This window comes from Candidatus Neomarinimicrobiota bacterium (genome assembly GCA_021157965.1).
Taxonomy (GTDB): domain Bacteria; phylum Fidelibacterota; class Fidelibacteria; order Fidelibacterales; family Fidelibacteraceae; genus Fidelibacter.
The window spans coordinates 21882-39360 of sequence record JAGGVO010000049.1; the positions used below are offsets into that span (position 1 = coordinate 21882).

The 17479-nt window shown below is 44.8% G+C and carries 14 protein-coding genes; 13 read left to right on the top strand and 1 reads right to left on the bottom strand.

The features are described from left to right. Positions 1-3: 3 nt before the first annotated feature. Positions 4-1530 (bottom strand): S8 family peptidase, encoded by a 1527-nt coding sequence (locus J7K63_08255; protein MCD6235010.1) that lies wholly within the window; start codon positions 1528-1530, stop codon positions 4-6. A gap of 220 nt (positions 1531-1750) precedes the next feature. Here J7K63_08255 and J7K63_08260 point away from each other — a divergent pair, with 220 nt between their 5' ends. The 13 genes from J7K63_08260 (at position 1751) to J7K63_08320 (ending at position 17440) form a co-directional block, all read left to right on the top strand. Then, the gene (locus J7K63_08260) at positions 1751-2599 is read left to right on the top strand and encodes an AAA family ATPase (GenBank protein ID MCD6235011.1); all 849 of its coding nucleotides are present in this window, start codon (positions 1751-1753) and stop codon (positions 2597-2599) included. Positions 2600-3110: 511 nt separating this feature from the next. Continuing rightward, entirely contained in the window at positions 3111-5897 is a 2787-nt protein-coding gene (locus tag J7K63_08265) for a hypothetical protein (GenBank protein MCD6235012.1), read from the top strand. After that, entirely contained in the window at positions 5894-6460 is a 567-nt protein-coding gene (pilO, locus tag J7K63_08270; protein ID MCD6235013.1) for a type 4a pilus biogenesis protein PilO, read from the top strand. Before J7K63_08265 ends, pilO begins: the two co-directional genes overlap by 4 nt. 1 nt (position 6461) lies before the next feature. Beyond that, entirely contained in the window at positions 6462-6992 is a 531-nt protein-coding gene (locus J7K63_08275) for a hypothetical protein (protein MCD6235014.1), read from the top strand. Positions 6993-7062: 70 nt separating this feature from the next. Next, positions 7063-8820 carry a hypothetical protein gene (locus J7K63_08280; GenBank protein ID MCD6235015.1) on the top strand — a complete coding sequence of 586 codons (1758 nt, stop codon included), beginning with the start codon at positions 7063-7065 and terminating at the stop codon, positions 8818-8820. 17 nt (positions 8821-8837) lie between these two features. Then, positions 8838-9902, top strand: coding sequence for a type IV pilus twitching motility protein PilT (locus tag J7K63_08285; protein MCD6235016.1), 1065 nt, complete (start codon positions 8838-8840; stop codon positions 9900-9902). 1 nt (position 9903) lies between these two features. After that, the gene (locus J7K63_08290) at positions 9904-11007 is read left to right on the top strand and encodes a PilT/PilU family type 4a pilus ATPase (GenBank protein MCD6235017.1); all 1104 of its coding nucleotides are present in this window, start codon (positions 9904-9906) and stop codon (positions 11005-11007) included. Positions 11008-11082: 75 nt separating this feature from the next. Next, positions 11083-12978, top strand: coding sequence for a hypothetical protein (locus J7K63_08295; protein MCD6235018.1), 1896 nt, complete (start codon positions 11083-11085; stop codon positions 12976-12978). 31 nt (positions 12979-13009) lie between these two features. Further along, positions 13010-13381 (top strand): response regulator, encoded by a 372-nt coding sequence (locus J7K63_08300; GenBank protein MCD6235019.1) that lies wholly within the window; start codon positions 13010-13012, stop codon positions 13379-13381. Then, positions 13378-14157: a prepilin peptidase gene (locus J7K63_08305; GenBank protein MCD6235020.1), complete on the top strand. Its 780-nt coding sequence runs from the start codon at positions 13378-13380 to the stop codon at positions 14155-14157. The genes J7K63_08300 and J7K63_08305 overlap by 4 nt, the downstream gene beginning before the upstream one ends. 13 nt (positions 14158-14170) lie before the next feature. Further along, positions 14171-15865: a Flp pilus assembly complex ATPase component TadA gene (gene tadA / locus J7K63_08310; protein ID MCD6235021.1), complete on the top strand. Its 1695-nt coding sequence runs from the start codon at positions 14171-14173 to the stop codon at positions 15863-15865. Next, entirely contained in the window at positions 15843-16235 is a 393-nt protein-coding gene (locus J7K63_08315; protein MCD6235022.1) for a type II secretion system protein, read from the top strand. The genes tadA and J7K63_08315 overlap by 23 nt, the downstream gene beginning before the upstream one ends. Beyond that, a complete protein-coding gene (locus J7K63_08320; GenBank protein MCD6235023.1) occupies positions 16235-17440 on the top strand; it encodes a type II secretion system F family protein in 1206 nt (401 codons plus the stop codon). The genes J7K63_08315 and J7K63_08320 overlap by 1 nt, the downstream gene beginning before the upstream one ends. The last annotated feature ends 39 nt before the right edge of the window (positions 17441-17479 follow it).

Below are 17479 nucleotides of genomic sequence, written 5' to 3' on the forward strand. Positions count from 1 at the left end.
ATCCTACAGTTTGATGAATTTTACGGTTTGTCCCCCGGTCCGGCCGAAATAAATGCCTGAAGGCCATCGATTCAGGGGAATATAAAATGTCAGGCTGTCCTGAAAAGAATGAAGGGTTGTCTCCCAGATTTCCCGGCCTGTCAGGTCAAAGACGGTCAGTGACTGGGAAGGAGAAGTCCTGGGTGACAGAATGGTGATGCTGAGGGAGGCAGGATTGGGATATGCCTTCAAGGTAAAAGGTTCCAGTGATCCCTGATATAAATCGTTCACAATTTTTCCAAAATCAGGGATTCCCCAGCCTGTATTGTTGTTTTTAGATTGTGCAGCATATTTCTGAAGCACATACAGCATATCCTGGATATCCCAGTCCGGCCGGAGTTGTTTGATCAGGACAATTCCGCTGGTGATGAGGGGCGTGGCAAAAGATGTTCCGCTACCATAGGAAATCTCTCCGGAAGGCAGGATCCTGTACACGTCTTCTGCCAGAGCCGCCACGTCCGGTTTGATCCGGCCGTCTGCTGTTGGCCCCCTGCCGCTGAATGACGACACCTGACCCTGTATATCCACACCGCCAACCGTAATCACCAGTGGTGAATCTCCGGGACTCCAGAGGGTTGTAGGACCAGGTCCTTCATTGCCGGCGGCAGTGACTACAACCATCCCCCGGGATGCTGCCCAGTTACATACCCGGGCGACCACCGTTGTTTTTCCATCCAGTGCCGACAGGGGATAACCAGGATAGGGATCATCAAACTCCAGATAAGCCAGGGATGAGGTGGCAATATCCACATTCAGGGAATCAAACCACTCAATCGCTGCGGCAAAATAATCTTCCTCGACAGGCGTTTCGGTCGGGATGACCTCGGTTTTTGCCAACACAAATTCCGCATCGAAAGCTCCCCCCACAAGTTCACCGGGAGCATAAGCCCCGATTACGGACCAGACACCGGTTCCGTGTGTTTGAATCATCCCCGATTCGCCATCCTCTTCTTCATCTTCCGTACTCTTATCCTGATGGATGAAATCCCGCTCGGCAATCAATCTCCCCTCGTCCCGGATTTTTTCAAAAATGGACAGTGAAGATTTGAAACCGGTATCAAGAATGCCAATCCGTACCCCGTCACCGGTGATTCCCAAATTGTGGGCGTGGGTGATACCCAGACTTGTTAACTGATCAAATGCATATCCGTAAAATGGATCCACGTTCACATTTTTTTTGGAAAGCGTCTGTGTGGTTGTTTTAACCGGTGCTGAATAGTGAAGATACCGTAACGGTTCCATGTGATGGAATCCGGGAAGTTTTCTGAGATTATCAGGCAGGAGTCCCTCTTTCAACTCAAGACTGATGGCATGGAGTGCTCTGGATTGATATCGGATTTTCCCATATTTACTGAGCTGTACCGCGGCGTCTTCCAGGATGTAATTCTTTTTATAAAAAACCCATAAGTGCAGGGGAGACTCACCGGCTGTCAAAGCGGAGAGATTGAAAATCAGAATAATGAAACTTCCCAGTAAAATCCTTTTGAACATGCAAAAGTTTACTTACTTATGGACATGGAATCCATGAAATTTTACTGACAGGGTTTCTTGTTAAGAATCCTGCATAAAAAAAGGGGAGAAAAGGACTAATCTATTTTTCTATTGGTATTTCTTGCCTAAAATATTTATATGTTGTTATAATATATTGGGAAATAAATGGTGCAGATTGTAAATTATATATTGAATGATAGAGTAAATTATTGCTGGTGATATGGAATATTTTGAGATCGTAAATCTGAAAAAAGAACCATTCTCCATAACACCGGATCCCTATTATTTTTACGAATCCGAAATTCATAAAGAGTGTCTTAATCTGTTGGAAATTGCGGTTCGTACACGGCGTGGTCTTAGTGTGGTCATCGGAGGAATCGGGACGGGTAAGACAACCCTGAGCCGGATTCTGCTCCGCCGATTCTATAAATACGACCCCCGTTTCGAATTTTATCTGATTTTGGACCCTTCCTGGAATTCGGAACTGGATTTTTTGAAATATTTGATTGATCTCTTTGATATCCCCGAGAGGGGAGATTCTATTGTTGTCTGTAAAGACATTATCGAAAACTACCTCTATGAAAAAGGTGTTGAAGAAAAAAAAGTTCTTGTTTTGGTGATTGATGAAGGACAAAAAATTTCATCGGAGAATCTGGAACTCATCAGAACTCTTTTAAATTATGAAACCAATCAATATAAGTTGATTCAGGTAATCTTTTTTGCCCAGCCTGAATTTCGAAATATACTTAAGAAACATCCGAATTTTGCAGACCGGGTTTCCATGGGATATACACTGAAGCCCCTAAGCCGGGAAGATGCCATTGCCATGATTGAACACCGCCTGAAAATTGCAGGTGCCCCCGGGGGTATAAAATTTTTCACAGACGGCGCACTGGAACTGATTTACCTGAATTCACAGGGTTATCCACGTAAAATGATTACGCTTTGCCATGACTGCCTGATTGAAATGATTCGTCAGGAGAAACAGATGGTCGATGCGGATATTGTAATCAGCCTTTTAAAAGGAAATAGGTTTTTCCATGTCGGAGCACCACCAGAAAGATTATAACAGAGCAACAACAAAGCTCCTCGAAATACTCCGAAAAGAAGTATATAAAGACAATAAGCCGGAGAGTGATAGTGAAATTGATCCCGGTGTTGCAAAAAAGAAGAAGGAGGTAAAATCTCAACAACTGAGCCTTTTCCCGTTTTTGGAAACAGATTCTGAACCGGAGAAGTAAACACCGGGAATTCGGACAGATTCGATATTCATTCTGCCATACCTGTTGAATGATTTCAGCAGAAGGAAAGGAGAACGATTGATACACCAGGATGATCACATTATTTCAAACAGTCTTCAATTCAAAGGAAGATTGTTGAATTATAAAATAAATAAGTATAAGTTAATCCGTAGTTTTTCTTTACTCAGAACGAGTTCAAAGAACTGGAACAGAAAACCTTTTTTTTCGATGGATTTCTCTTACATTCTACTGTTTTTCAGGTATTCTGTAAATTATGGACAGAAGTGGGCCTGAAAATTTTACAGGACGCATGCATAAATAAGGAGCCCCGCATTATTCATGCCGGACCGAGACGATATAAATCGTGACAATGCAACCAACAAACTCCTGAATATCCTTCGGGCAGAATCATCTGAGACCGGGAAAGGAAAAAAGGCGCATCATCCATCGGAAAAAATACCCGATGAAGACAGCCTTGACTCAAAAAAACTGACAGCATTATTTGACAAGACCACAGCACAAAAAAAAGGAAAACCGGCAAAAAAAGCTTTTAAAGAGAGTGATCGGGATCAAAAACAGGAGAAAGAAAAGCCTGAATTAAAGAGTGCTCCGGAAGATTTAAGCCAGTCTATTGATGAAGAGGATCATACGCCGGAAAAACCCAAAAAGGAAACAAAAAAAGATTCCTCTGACGAATTAAGTGAAAGCAAACAAATTCGGGATCAGGAAGAATCTCCAAAAATCAGCTTGAAACTCGAGAAAAAAGAGACAAAAAAGCCGGAACCGGAAGAAAAAGAGACGGAAAAAGCTGAAGGAGAAAAGGACACTGTAACACCTGAGTCGTTAATCTCTAAAACCGGGGAAAAATCCAGCCGTGTGGGTCCTTTTGTGGAGTTTAAAAAGCGTTTTGAGGAACAGAAGGCTGATGATCTGGAAGAAGGGGGAGAGGCTGAATTTTTTGAAGAAGGGAAACAGATTTCAGATAAAGGCAAATCCCTGTTGACATTTTTGGATCAAAAAACTGAACAAACTTCTGAAGAACAAGCGAAGTCTGCTGAAGGCATCAGGTTTGAAAATGAAGAGCCTTCCCGTGAGGGGAAATCCATTTTTGACATTCTGGACGAATACATTGCTACTAAAAATGACGATATGGTTCTTCCTATCAAAGAGACGGAAGAACTTTCTCTCGAAACCCCGTCACCTGTTCCGCCATCAGAACCTGCAGTCAATGAAAAGACAAAAGTAGAAAAAACGGCCGTTTCCGAAACACCTGTGAATAAAGCATTTATCACGGAAGAAGAAGAGAAACAGCCCAAATCCGCCACTCAGAAAATCCTTTACGAGGATTTTGAAAATGAAAAGCGGAGTTTTGATGACTTATTAGATGAAGATGAAAATGAAGACCGGGTATTTGATGAGAAATTTAATTCGGTAGCACCGGCAGTCAAATTGAAGATTTCGGAGATTTCCGATTGGCTGAACAATAAACGGAATATTGTGGTTGTCGAGACGGATGAGTCTTCTGCCCGTTACCTGCAGGCCCGGCCGGAAGTTAATAAAATCAAGATTACCAACTGGGGCGTTTTAAATTATTGGAATTTTACGGAAGATGCTACTGATGAGGATAAACATAAATTCGCCTTGAGATCAATTTCCCGGCAGATAAAACACAAGAATAGTTTTCTGACCTTTTTTACCCACTCCCGGAGCTATGTCTCCAGGGTCCAGAATTTTCAGAAACTGAACAAAAAAGAGACCCGGGAAGCCCTGAAATGGGCTGTAACCAAAAATTTACCTTTTCCTGATAAGGCTATTGAATATGATGTGAAACAGGTCTCGTCGGACAGCGTTGATGAAAAGAATTTTTTAACCCTGATTGCCCCGCACAATCTGGTAGCTCAACAGGAAAAATATTTTCACGATGTGGGCATGAATCTCTGCCAGATTACAACGGTATCGTATCTGGCAGCCAAGGCTTTTCGTCTGAATTACCCCGATTATTTTAAAGAGACGGCGATAATCTTTTATATGGGAGAGACCTACAGCAATCTTATTTTCATCAAGAATCATGAATTTCATTATGAGCGGGAATTCAGCATCGGCCGGAAGGATCTGCTTGGAGCTCTGAATCAGGAAGTGAACACCCTGAACGGTCCACGGAAACTTTCCCCTTCCGATGCCCTTCTGCTTCTGGACAATTACGGATTCCAACGTAAAAAAGGGAGCACAATTAAAAGCCTTGGCATTGACCATTCCCGTTACTCCATCATGATTCGTCCTATCGCTGAACGTATCATTATGGAAATCAGCCGTTCCATTGATTACTACCGGAAAACCTTTTCCCTTCTTGCCGACGGGGATGTCTTCCTTGTTGGACCGGGAGCTGCAATCCCGGGTATTGCCCGCTTTATTGAAGACCATCTGGGCCGGCGGACCAGCATCCTGAATCCCATGCGGGCGGATATTTTTGAATACAAATCGAAGGAAGCTAAAATTCCGGAAAAATTATTGCCTTGTTATGCCCTGCATCTGGCAGCAGCCTATCCGGACAAAGATCCCAATGTCATCACGAAAGCCACCCGCAACCGGGAGATCTTTATAGCCGGTACAAAGCTATCCTATTTGATTTTAGCCGGATTCCTGATTTTTGCAGGTATTCGAACTTATGATATGATGGATAAACGGGATCAGGTGAAGGTGAAATACCAGCGGACCCAAACCCGTTGGCGAAATATCTCGGGTGTCTCGTCCACATTCATGTCCATGAGTAAGAAAGAACAAACACTCACGCAGATCCTGAATCAAGTTCGGACGGATCAGTATTCCACCGACAGGACACTTACTTTCCTTAAAATGATTTCCAACCTGACACCGACCGGTATCCATCTGATCGATTTTCAGGTAAATAAACCGGCAGGAGATTCAGGCAAGGGCAACTCAGATTTTATTTTGAAGGGATATATCACCCGGAATGCTTCGGTTGCCGATATTTATTTGAACAACTACCTGGCAAAGTTTCGGGATACAGGATTTTTTGAATCGATTGAATTGTCCACCGGTGATGAAAAAACAGAAACAGGCACACGCCGGACCTTTATGATTAAAGGGGTTTTAAAGAAATTATGAATCAGCAACGCATAGGACTGATCAATATCGGGATTCTGTTTGTCGCCGTTTTGGGATGGCTTTTCTTCTTATATCTTCCGGTACATCAGGAAATTCAGACCATGAATCAGGAGCTGATATCAATGGAACAGCACATTGTTCAGGTAGGTTCCATTGAACGGAACAGGGCACAGATCGAAGAGCGTGTTAAAAACCTGGAAAAGGATTTGATACAGCTTTTTGAATCTGTGAACAGCGATAAAGGCATTGAAAATACGATAGATATGATTGATCAGCTGGCAGAGCACTACAATCTGGAACTGGAATATGTGAATCCGTCGCCTATTGATCAGTTTTCCGTCCCGGGAACAGAACAAAGAAAATATTTTGAGAAATCACTCCATTCATATCCCATTGATGTCTTTTTGAATGGTAAATTCATTCCCACAGGCAAATTTCTTGAGGAATTATCCGCCCATACAGAACTGGTCCATATTCAGTCCATTCACCTGTTGACGGATACGCAGCTTCCTGATAAATTGCATATTGAGATAAAGTTGCTGGCTTATACGGCGAAAGAATAATATGGCATTGCAGAAACGGGAAAAAATCCTTTTGGCACTGGCCGGCATAGCCGTCCTGATCTTTGCTGCCACAAAGGTTATTCCCATGCTATCCCGTGGGAAACCGGCTACTTCGACTGCATCTGTAACCGTAGCGCAACAGGTTACGACTCCCCTATCAGCTCAGGCAGCTAAAAAACCTGTAAAGCAGGTTATCCTGAAATCCTATACCACAAGGTCAGCATGGAATCTTGAGTGGAAAAGTGATCCTTTCGTCTATTCTGAAAAGCCTGAACCTGAAGAAGAACAGCAAAAAGCTATTGAAGAAGTACCGGAAGAAACCACCCGTCATTTTGAATTGAATGGTATTTCGTGGCTGAATAACAAGCCGACCGTACTCATAAACGATCAAATCCTGAAACCGGGAGACACTATTGAGGGTTACACTCTTTCTATCGTAAAACCGGAATATGTTATACTCATAAAAAACGGGGAAAAAATTCGCCTGACCTTTTCCGAAGGCGCTTTTGTCCCCGGCGGGATTTTTCGCTGAAGAATGAACACGGGAACCAATCCTCTGTGGATTATTAATAAAAGATACAAAGACAAAAACGGAGATCCGGATGCTTCGTAGACATATTATTTTCTTATGCCTCCTTATCATGCCTGTTGGCAATATGCTTTTTGCCGATAATACCATCAAAGATATTATCTATCACAGATATGAAAGCCAGGCTGAAATTGAAATGGTTTTTAAGGATGATAAAATAGAATACGATGTATACGGGACTTATTCACCACCTCAGATCACCATTGATATACGGAATTGTGAAAACATTTTTCAGGGAAAAAAGGAGTATGTGAATTATTCTCCACTTTATCTCTATCGGATTATCAATCGTTATAAAATGAATGATCAGTTTAAAATCATTTTCGATTTTTCTTATTTGCCCAAATATTCCGTCTATCAAAACGGGAGTTCCCTGTTTTTGACCTGGGAATTGGACGATGACGGCCAGGCGAAGCCGGTGGAGAATGAATATTATTCACCTTATGAAGCCGGATTAGACAATCGTGTGTCTTTGCAGTTTTCCAATGCCCCCCTCTCGAAAGTCCTCAGACTTTTTGCCATTCAGAACAACCTGAATCTGGTGAGTTCAAATGATGTGGAAGGGATTGTCACTCTGACTTTGACGGATGTAAAGGTGCATAATGCCCTGGATGCCATACTCCGGGTAAACGGTTACAACTGGTTCCAAAACGATGATGTCATCATCATTAAAGAAAAAGACGAAGAGATGACGGGAGAAACCATCACCCAGGTTTATCGCCTGATCTATGTAGATGGTCAGTCCGTGGCCAATGCCCTTGAAAATGTCCTGACCGAGAAGGGTGAAGTCGCGGTTTTTTCACCTTCGATCAAGGGTGCACAGGCTATGGGGCAAGGAGGCACAGGTACAGGAACCGGCACGACCGGTGGAGCAGCTGGAGGATTCGGATCCACCGGTTTTATGGGAAGTTCCATGGGGATGACCGGCGGAACGGGCATGACAGGTGCTTCCGGTGCCATGGGTGGTATGGGTATGATGGGCATGATGAGCCTGATGCCTGGCTATGATATGATCCTGGTGACGGATGTCAGTGCCAATTTTGAAACGATCGATAAAATTATCCGCCAGCTCGACGTGAAGATCCCCCAGATTAATATTTCGGTCAAATTTGTTGAAACTAAGCTGGATGTCTCTGAGAATATGGGCATTAACTGGACGGCCCGTGCCAGCCTGCAGGGCGGTCCCGGAAGTTCGGCTCAGGGTTTTACACTGGGAAACTGGCAGGATTTGGCCATTGCAACACTGACTGCTGCCCAGTTTTCTGCTGTTTTTAATTTACTGAAATCTTCCACTTCTTCAAAAATAACCCAGCAACCACAGACCACTACCTTTGACAACCAGATGGCAACAATCAATGTAGGAACAACTTATCCTATAACCGTCACCCAGCCGGCTACACAATTCGGTCCGGCAACTACGACATATGAAGAGCAGGAAGTCAATATTACTCTCATGGTAACGCCTCGCATTAATGAAAATGATTACATTTCAATGGCGGTAAATGCCCAGGTGGAAGCGGTAACCGGTTTTGGAGGACCCGATTCTGATCGGCCTATTGTATCCAAGCGGACTGCCAATACCAATGTCCGTGTAAAAAATAAAGAGACGCTTCTCATGGGTGGTCTCATACTGGAACAGGATATTGAAACCATTAAGAAAGTTCCCTTCTTAAGTAAAATTCCTTTAATTAAACATCTTTTCATTCATAAAAGTGTTGAACCGCAACGTAGTGAACTCATGATATTTATCACTCCCTCCATTATTAAATAATCTTCAGGAGATGATTGATGGCGACAGAAATCTATACACTTTTAAAATTTGCAGTCGATAACGGAGCGTCGGACCTTCATCTCTGTGTGGGATCCCCGCCCATTGTCCGGGTGGATGGCGATATGCTCCGGACCAATCTGGATCCTATGGACAGTACCATGATTCATTCCCTCATCTATGATGTGATGAGTGATGAACAACGAAAACTCTTTGAAACCAACTGGGAAATCGATTTCTCCCGGGAATTCAAGGGCATTGGACGGTTCAGAGTGAATGTCTACAAGGATATCAACGGTGAAGCGGCCGTTTTTCGTATGATTCCCACAAAAGTTTTCAGCTTTAAAGAACTTGGACTTCCGGATGTTCTTGTCAATATTGCATCGCAGGATAAAGGACTTGTTTTGGTGACCGGTCCCACAGGCAGCGGAAAATCTACAACTCTGGCGACAATTATAGACTATATCAACAAGAAATTTAAAAAACACATTATCACGATAGAGGATCCGGTTGAATTTGTCCATGTCTCCAATGAATCTCTTGTGAATCAGCGGGAAGTGGGTTTTAATACAAAATCTTTTGCTGCGGCTCTCCGGAGTGCCTTGCGGGAAGATCCCGATGTAATTCTGGTGGGTGAAATGCGGGATCTTGAAACGACCAGTCTGGCCATCACGGCAGCAGAGACGGGCCATCTTGTCTTTGGAACGCTTCATACCAATAATGCGGCAAAGACCATCGACCGGATAATTGACCAGTATCCGGCAACCCAGCAGGCACAAATCCGCTCCATGCTTTCCGAATCCCTCCTGGCGGTGGTATCCCAGGTTTTGCTGAAACATGCTTCCGGCAAGGGGCGGGTGGCAGCCTTTGAGATTATGATCGGTACCAGCGGTATCCGGAATCTGATCCGTGAAAGCAAGGTGTTTCAGATTCCTTCAGCCATTCAAACCGGCTCTAATGTGGGGATGGTGTCTCTGGACCAGTCCCTGGTCCGTCTGGCTAAAGCCGGTAAAATCAGCACGAATATCGCCATCCAAAGTGCCACCAATCCCGGTTACGTAAAGAAAAATCTGGATTTAGACTAAGATGTATACCATTGAAGATTTTCTGAATGTCATGATCAAGGCGAAAGCTTCGGATCTCTACCTGACGATCGGTACCTATCCTATGTTGCGCATTGAAGGGAAATTAATCCCCCTGGAAGTAGAAAAACTCAATATGGATGCCATGGAAGCCCTGATGAAAGAAATGTTATCTGAAAAGGATATACAGAAAGTTCAAAACCAGAAAGAACTGGATTTTATTGTCAGTAAGCCGGGCATGGGCCGCTTCAGGGGGAACGCGTTCTATCAGCGGAATTCCATCGGCTTCGTCCTCAGGCGGATTTTAACCCGGATTCCCACTCTGGATGAACTGAGGATGCCTCCCGTGCTGAAAGACCTGATCATGCGGAAACAAGGACTTATTCTTGTGGTGGGAGCTACTGGCTCAGGGAAAAGCACAACCATGGCTGCCATGATCGACCACCGGAACAGTCATACAACCGGACACATCCTTACGGTGGAAGATCCCATTGAATTCATCCACAATCATAAAAAAAGTATCGTCAATCAGCGGGAGGTGGGCATTGATACACCTGATTTCAGATCCGCTTTAAAATATGCCCTCCGCCAGGCTCCGGATCTGATTCTCATTGGTGAGATCAGGGACAGTGAGACCATGAGCGCTGCACTGAATTTTTCTGAAACCGGTCACTTAGTGCTGGGAACCCTCCATGCCAATAACGCTTACCAGACACTTGAACGGATTATGAGCTTTTATCCCCCAGAATACCACACAATGATTCGCATGCAAATGAGTTTGAACCTTCAAGCCATTATAGGCCAACGGTTGGTTCCCACCGTGAAAGGAGCAAGGACGGTTGTCCTTGAACTGCTCCTGGATTCGGCACGGATCCGGGATCTGATCCATAACGGTGAAATCGAAATGATTCGAACCACCATCGAAGCCAGTACCCATGAAGGGATGATGACCTTTGACCAAAGTTTGTATCAGAAACACATGGATGGAATCATTTCCATGGAGGATGCAATTCGTTTTGCAGACCGGCCTAATGATCTAAGGCTGAGAATCAGGCTTAACAGTCAAACGGCCGACACAGAAGAAAAGAAAATTGGAATAACTAAATAGTTAAATGGATTGTACGGTTAAATCATGGTTTCCGGAGTTTCAATAAAAAATGTTCTTTTCCTCACTGACGGTGATATGAAATATAGTGCCCTCGCCGATGTGTTCCGTAAAGAAAACATCACAGTAAAAACCCTGAATGATGCGCCGACAGAATCCGCTTTTATTGAACTAAAACCGGATCTTGTTCTTTTCGACCTTTCCCATGAAAGATCCGTTTTAAATCATTGGGAAATACATCCTGCCTGTTTTATTCCGATCACCCATAACCCGGAAGACATGGATGCATTTCAAAGCACCTGGCCCTTTTATATCATCTGGTCCGTAGACGGGGATCATCCGGATATCCTGATGCACCGCCTGCTGAGCTTTACCCGCCTGTCCCGGGGAATCCTGCCCCGTTCAGATGATTTGACAGACGGGAATACAGCCCTGATCAAACTGAATATTCTGAATGATCTGCTTCTTTCCCTCGATGACCATCTGCGCCTGTCTGATGCCCTCTCCGCTGCGGCGAAATACTTCGACCGGATGATCCATTATGATCTGCTCTTTTTTTATTCCCTGTGGAGCGACAATATTGTTCTGCTTTCCGGTGAGAGCGTGTCTCCCCGATTGAAGGATGCCATTCATATCCTCTCCAAAGCCTTTCTGGAAGAAAAAAATCCCGAAATGTCCCGAATGATCCCTGATTTCCGGTACAGTGACTCGGAAAACCCGGTCCGGGATGAACGAATCCGTGATTCTCTCTTGTTTCCCTTTCCTTCGACAGGTCGGTTTTCCGGGATTATAGGTTTTCTGAGTTATAAAAATAATGTCTATCAGGATAACGACCGGACTTTTTTTGAGGATCTGACCCGTCAGATTGAAACCATTCTCGGTCACCTTGAAAATATTGTACGTAAAAAGCAGGAACAGCAGATACTGACGGTTTTTGACCAGATTAATGATGCCATGGCAATCATCGATTTACAGAAAGAATTGGCCTATGTGAACCACTATTTTCAGGATCTGATGGGGAAATACCAGAAAATCATTCCGTATGAAGAATTAAAGAATTTATTCTCCCAGGACTGGGACAAAGTTCAGGAAACATGTCTTAAGGATAAGAAAGTCTACCGCCATAAAGTTTTTCTCGGTGAGAACAAGGCGGATCGCCTGGTTTTTGACACGGTGACGGACCGCTTTCGGAATCTGCCTTTTATTGAGAATGGGTTGATCCTGGTTGCCCGGAATATTACAGACAATCAACGGGTTGAAGATATGAAAGCCGACCTGATTTCCAATGTATCCCATGAGTTGAAAACACCGGTTGCTATTGTTAAAGAGTATGTATCTCTCATGGCAGACGGTATTGGCGGGACCCTTTCAAAGGATCATCAGGAATTTAACTCCATTATTGCCAAAAACCTGGAACGCCTGGAAAGACTCATTAACAATGTCTTTGATGTGATGAAAACCGAGAGAACCCGTAGGAAACAGAAGATTACCGATGTGGATATCCCCGATCTGATTCAGGAAGTGGTGGATTTATTCAAAGTACGTTATGCTTCCAAGAATATGACACTGACAACCCGGGTCAAGGATGATTTACCACCTATCCCTGCAGATCGGGACGTTTTAATGCAAATTCTCATAAATTTCGTGGAAAATGCCTATAAATACTCCGATGAAAATTCAGAAGTGATTATATTTGCAGATATCCGAAAGGATGGGAATCTGTACATGTATGTAAAGGATCATGGCCGGGGTATTGCAAAGAAAGATCAGGACAAAATCTTTCAACGCTTTTTCCGTACCGGTCTGGATCTGGAACGCCTTCCCGGTGTCGGTCTGGGACTCAGCATCACCAAGGATATCGTGGAACAAATGGGCGGCGAAATCTGGTTTGAAAGCGAATTGAATAAAGGGACGACATTCTATGTTTCTATACCGCCAATGGGAAAACTGAATTCTGAATTTAATTCTGAATGATGAATGAAGGTTAAAGAAAAGGGTAAAAATCATGACAGAATACACAATACTCATCATAGAAGACGAGCCGGACATGCTCCGGGCGATCAAGCTCAGGCTGGAGTCCATCGGATTTAAGGTGGAAACGGCTTCAGACGGACTGGAAGGTTTACAAAAGGTTAAATCCATCGTTCCGGATCTGGTCCTTTTGGATATTATGCTGCCCAAGATGGATGGATTCAAGGTTTGTAATATGATCAAATTTGACAAGAAATATAAAAATATTCCCGTGATTATTCTGTCTGCCAAGAGCGCTCAGAAAGATTTTCATACGGCCAAAACAGTGGGTGCCGATGCCTATCTTACGAAACCTTTTACAACGGCGGATATGCTGAAAAAAATCAAGGAGCTGTTGCCGAAATGAATATTACCTGGATGGGACTCATGATATCCGCCCTGGCCGGCCTGGCTCTGGGGAGTTTTGCCAATGTAGTGATTTACCGCGTTCCACGGGAGAAATCCATTGTCAAACCCCGATCCACCTGCGTATCCTGCGGTCAGCAAATACCCTGGTACGACAATATCCCCATCCTGAGCTATCTGATTCTTGGCGGGAAATGCCGCTTCTGCAAATCAACCATCAGTTCGCGCTATCCCCTGGTGGAATTCCTCACTACCTTTCTTTTTATGGCCGTCTACTGGAAATTCGGTCTGTCTATTGAAGCCGTCTGGTATATGTCCCTCATGTTTGTCTTGATTATTACTGCCTTTGTAGATCTGGATTATCTTATCATTCCCCAGCCTTTTATTACAGCCGGTGTGATCATGGCCATTTCCGGACTGGTCGCTTTCCGGGATAGCCGGTGGATATCGGCCCTTATCGGAGCCGCAATCATCTCAGGCTTTCTGTTTTTGGCGGGTCTATTTGGGAAAGCCCTTTTTAAAAAAGACAGCATGGGATCCGGTGATGTGCTGCTGGGTATTGTAATCGGACTTTTTCTGGGATGGGAACTATCTCTTATGATGCTATTTTTGACTTTTTTCTCCGCCGCCGTGATTCTGCTGATTCTCATGGCCATGAAACGGGTCCGGGCCGGGGTGCAGGTGCCTTTTGGTCCCTTTATGGCCATCGGTGCCGTTCTGTCCCTCTTTTTTGGTCATTTTTTAATTGATATGTATATGACCTATGTTTGGATTTAATCAGGAGTAGAACATGCCAGCCATCAAAATGAAAAAACCCTTGGGACAACTCTTGCTTGACAGCAGGAAGATTACCCAGGAACAGTTAAATGAAGCCTTGAGATATCAGAGCGAAAATGGAGTATACTTTGGAAAAGCCCTCATCGAACTGGGGTATATCAGCGATCAGGACCTGACGCAGTTTCTGGCGGAGCAGATGGATATCCCCTTTGTCAAACTGGATGATTTAACCATTGATAAAGAGATTATCCGCCTGGTCCCGGAAGAAATGGCCAGGAAATATCAGATTGTTCCCCTCTTTAAGATCGGGGGCCAGCTCAGTGTGGCTACTGCCGACCCCCTGAATGTGGAAAGCATTGATACTGTCAGCAAATACACAGGTATGGATCTGGACCTGGTTTTAGCGACAGAAGCAGATATTGAATATGCGGTGGAAGTCTATTACGGAAAGTCTAAAAAAATGGAAGGACTCTCCGAAGACAATATTGAATTTGAAATTGAAGAGATCGAGCGCCAGCGGGAGGAAGCCAAGGATGAGGAAAATATTGGTAATTCCAAGGTGATCGAGGCGGTGAATACCATGCTAACCCAGGCCATTGATATGGGGGTGAGTGATATTCACTTTGAACCCCGGGAAAAGGATGTACGTATCCGTTTTCGTGTAGACGGGACCCTCTTTGAGAATTACACCCTTCCCAAGACCTTCCAGGCTTCGGTGGCATCCCGCCTGAAGGTTATGTGCAATATGGACATTTCGGAAAACAGGAAACCCCAGGACGGCCGAATCCGCTTTAAAAAGGATAATAAACGGGTCAGTCTTCGTGTATCCACCTATCCTACCTATTTCGGTGAAAAAATCGTGATGCGACTTTTGGACAAAGAGAAGAATCAGATTGATCTGAAAGATATGGGATTCAGCCGGGAAGTGCTTCAGCAGTGGCTCGACCTCATCCGCATGCCCAACGGGATTATCCTGGTGACCGGCCCCACGGGGAGTGGTAAAACAACTACCCTGTATTCCACTCTGAGCACCCTGAATACGGTTTCAAAAAATATTATTACGGTGGAAGATCCCATTGAATACGAACTGGACGACATCAATCAGGGACAGGTGAATCCTAAAATCGGGGTCACCTTTTCATCCGCCCTGAGAGCCATCCTGCGCCAGGACCCGGATATTATCATGATTGGTGAGCTTCGGGATCAGGAAACAGTGGAACTGGCGGTCCGCTCCGCCCTCACGGGACACCTTGTATTAAGCACTCTCCATACCAATGATGCACCCTCAGCTGTGACCCGTTTGACCGACATGGGGGTGGAGCCTTATCTGATTGCTTCCACTGTCCGTGCGGTTTTGGCCCAGCGACTCATTCGGAAATTGTGTCCCCACTGCAAAGAACCCTTTGTTCCACCGAAGCATCTTTTAAAGCGTCTGAACCTGGATCAGGACAAAGAGTATAATTTCTACCGGCCTGTGGGATGTATTCAGTGCCGGAATACGGGCTATCTGGGGCGTTTGGGTCTCTTTGAATTGTTAACCAACGACGAAAAACTTTCGGAAATGATTGTCAGCGAGGCCCCTCTGGATCAATTGCGGAATTATGCCGTTAAAAAGGGGATGGTGCGTTTGATGCATCAGGGTATTAAATTGGCAACGGAAGGAATTGTATCTCTTGAAGAAGTCCTTGAAATTACATCCATGGTCTGATCAACGGGGATTTACCCTCCTGGAGATTGTCCTGGTAATTATTCTCATGGGGATTCTGGTCGCTGTGGCCGTCCCCCGTTTTTTTAATACCGCAAATACAGGCAGGCAGGAAGCAGAAGAAACCATTGTGGCTCTTGTAAGGGCAGGAATAGACAGCCATTACAACCGGGCTGTTACCCGGGGCACCACGCCCCTTTATCCGGCCTCACTGGACGGAGCCTCAGACGGTGCGGCATCCCCATCCAATCCCTTTTTTACCAATGTCCTCAACCAGCCCGTGACAGACAACTGGACCAAGAGCGGCAACACCTATACGGGGCCTGCCGGGAATGTCTATACTTATAATTCAGGCACGGGGACTTTTCAATAATGCCAACATTTGAATACAAAATACTGGGGAAAAACGGAGTTCCCCGGACCGAAACCGGGGAGGGACCGGGAAAGAAAGAGATGCTTTCCATGTTGGAAAGCCAGGGATACATGGTTCTTTCCATCAAGGAAGTCAAAGGCGGGGGCGGTAAAGGCGGTACAAAATTCGGTGAAAAAATCAAGCCGGAGGATATTAGTCTTTTTACCGACCAGTTGGCTACCATGCTTAAGGCCGGTGTTCCCCTGGTCACCAGCCTGGAAGCCATTCATTCCCAGGTCTCCAATGAAAAATTCAAAGGTATTTTATATGAAATCATCGGGGATGTGAATTCGGGGTACTCTCTCTCCGTAGCCATGCAGAAACATCCCAGGGTTTTTGACAATCTCTATGTAAACATGATTCATGCCGGGGAAGAAGCGGGGGTCATGGATACTGTATTGAACCGGCTAAGCAGCCTCATTGAATCCGATATCAAGGTCAAGCAGGAAGTCAAATCGGCCATGCGTTATCCCATCATTGTGCTTGTCGTGCTTATCCTGGCTTTTGTGGGCGCTATGGTTTTTATTATTCCGGCCTTTATGGGAATGTTCAATCAGATGGGCGCCGAATTGCCGTTACCCACTAGGATTATGATTGCCACGTCGGATTTCATGCGGAACTACTGGTGGTTATTGGGGGCCATCGTGGCAGGAATCATCTTTGGGTTTAAAAAATACATCAATACAGAAAGCGGCCGTTTATGGTGGGATGGGTTTAAAATGAAAGCGCCGGTTTTCGGGAATTTGATCTCCAAATCCGCCTTATCCCGTTTTGCCCACATGATGCGGACCCTGAGCCAGAGCGGAATTCAGATTGTGGATGCTTTGAAGGTCGTGGCGGAAACCACGGGAAATGCAGCCCTCACGCGGGACATCCTGGAAGCCCGGAAAGATGTGATCCGGGGAAATGCCATCGCCGAATCCTTAAGAAAAAGTAAGTATTTTTCCAAGCTGGTCATACAGATGATAGACATCGGCGAACAGAGCGGAAGCCTGGAAGAAATGATGGGCAGCATTGCCAAGCAGTACGACCGGGATGTGGACTATTCCATCAAGAAACTTTCCAGTCTGATCGAACCCATCATGGTCATGATCATCTCGGGATTTCTGCTCATCTTTGCCCTGGGTATCTTTTTACCCATGTGGAACATGTCCTCAATTATGTAAGAACATTTTGTGATTTATATCACATTTGGACAATATGAA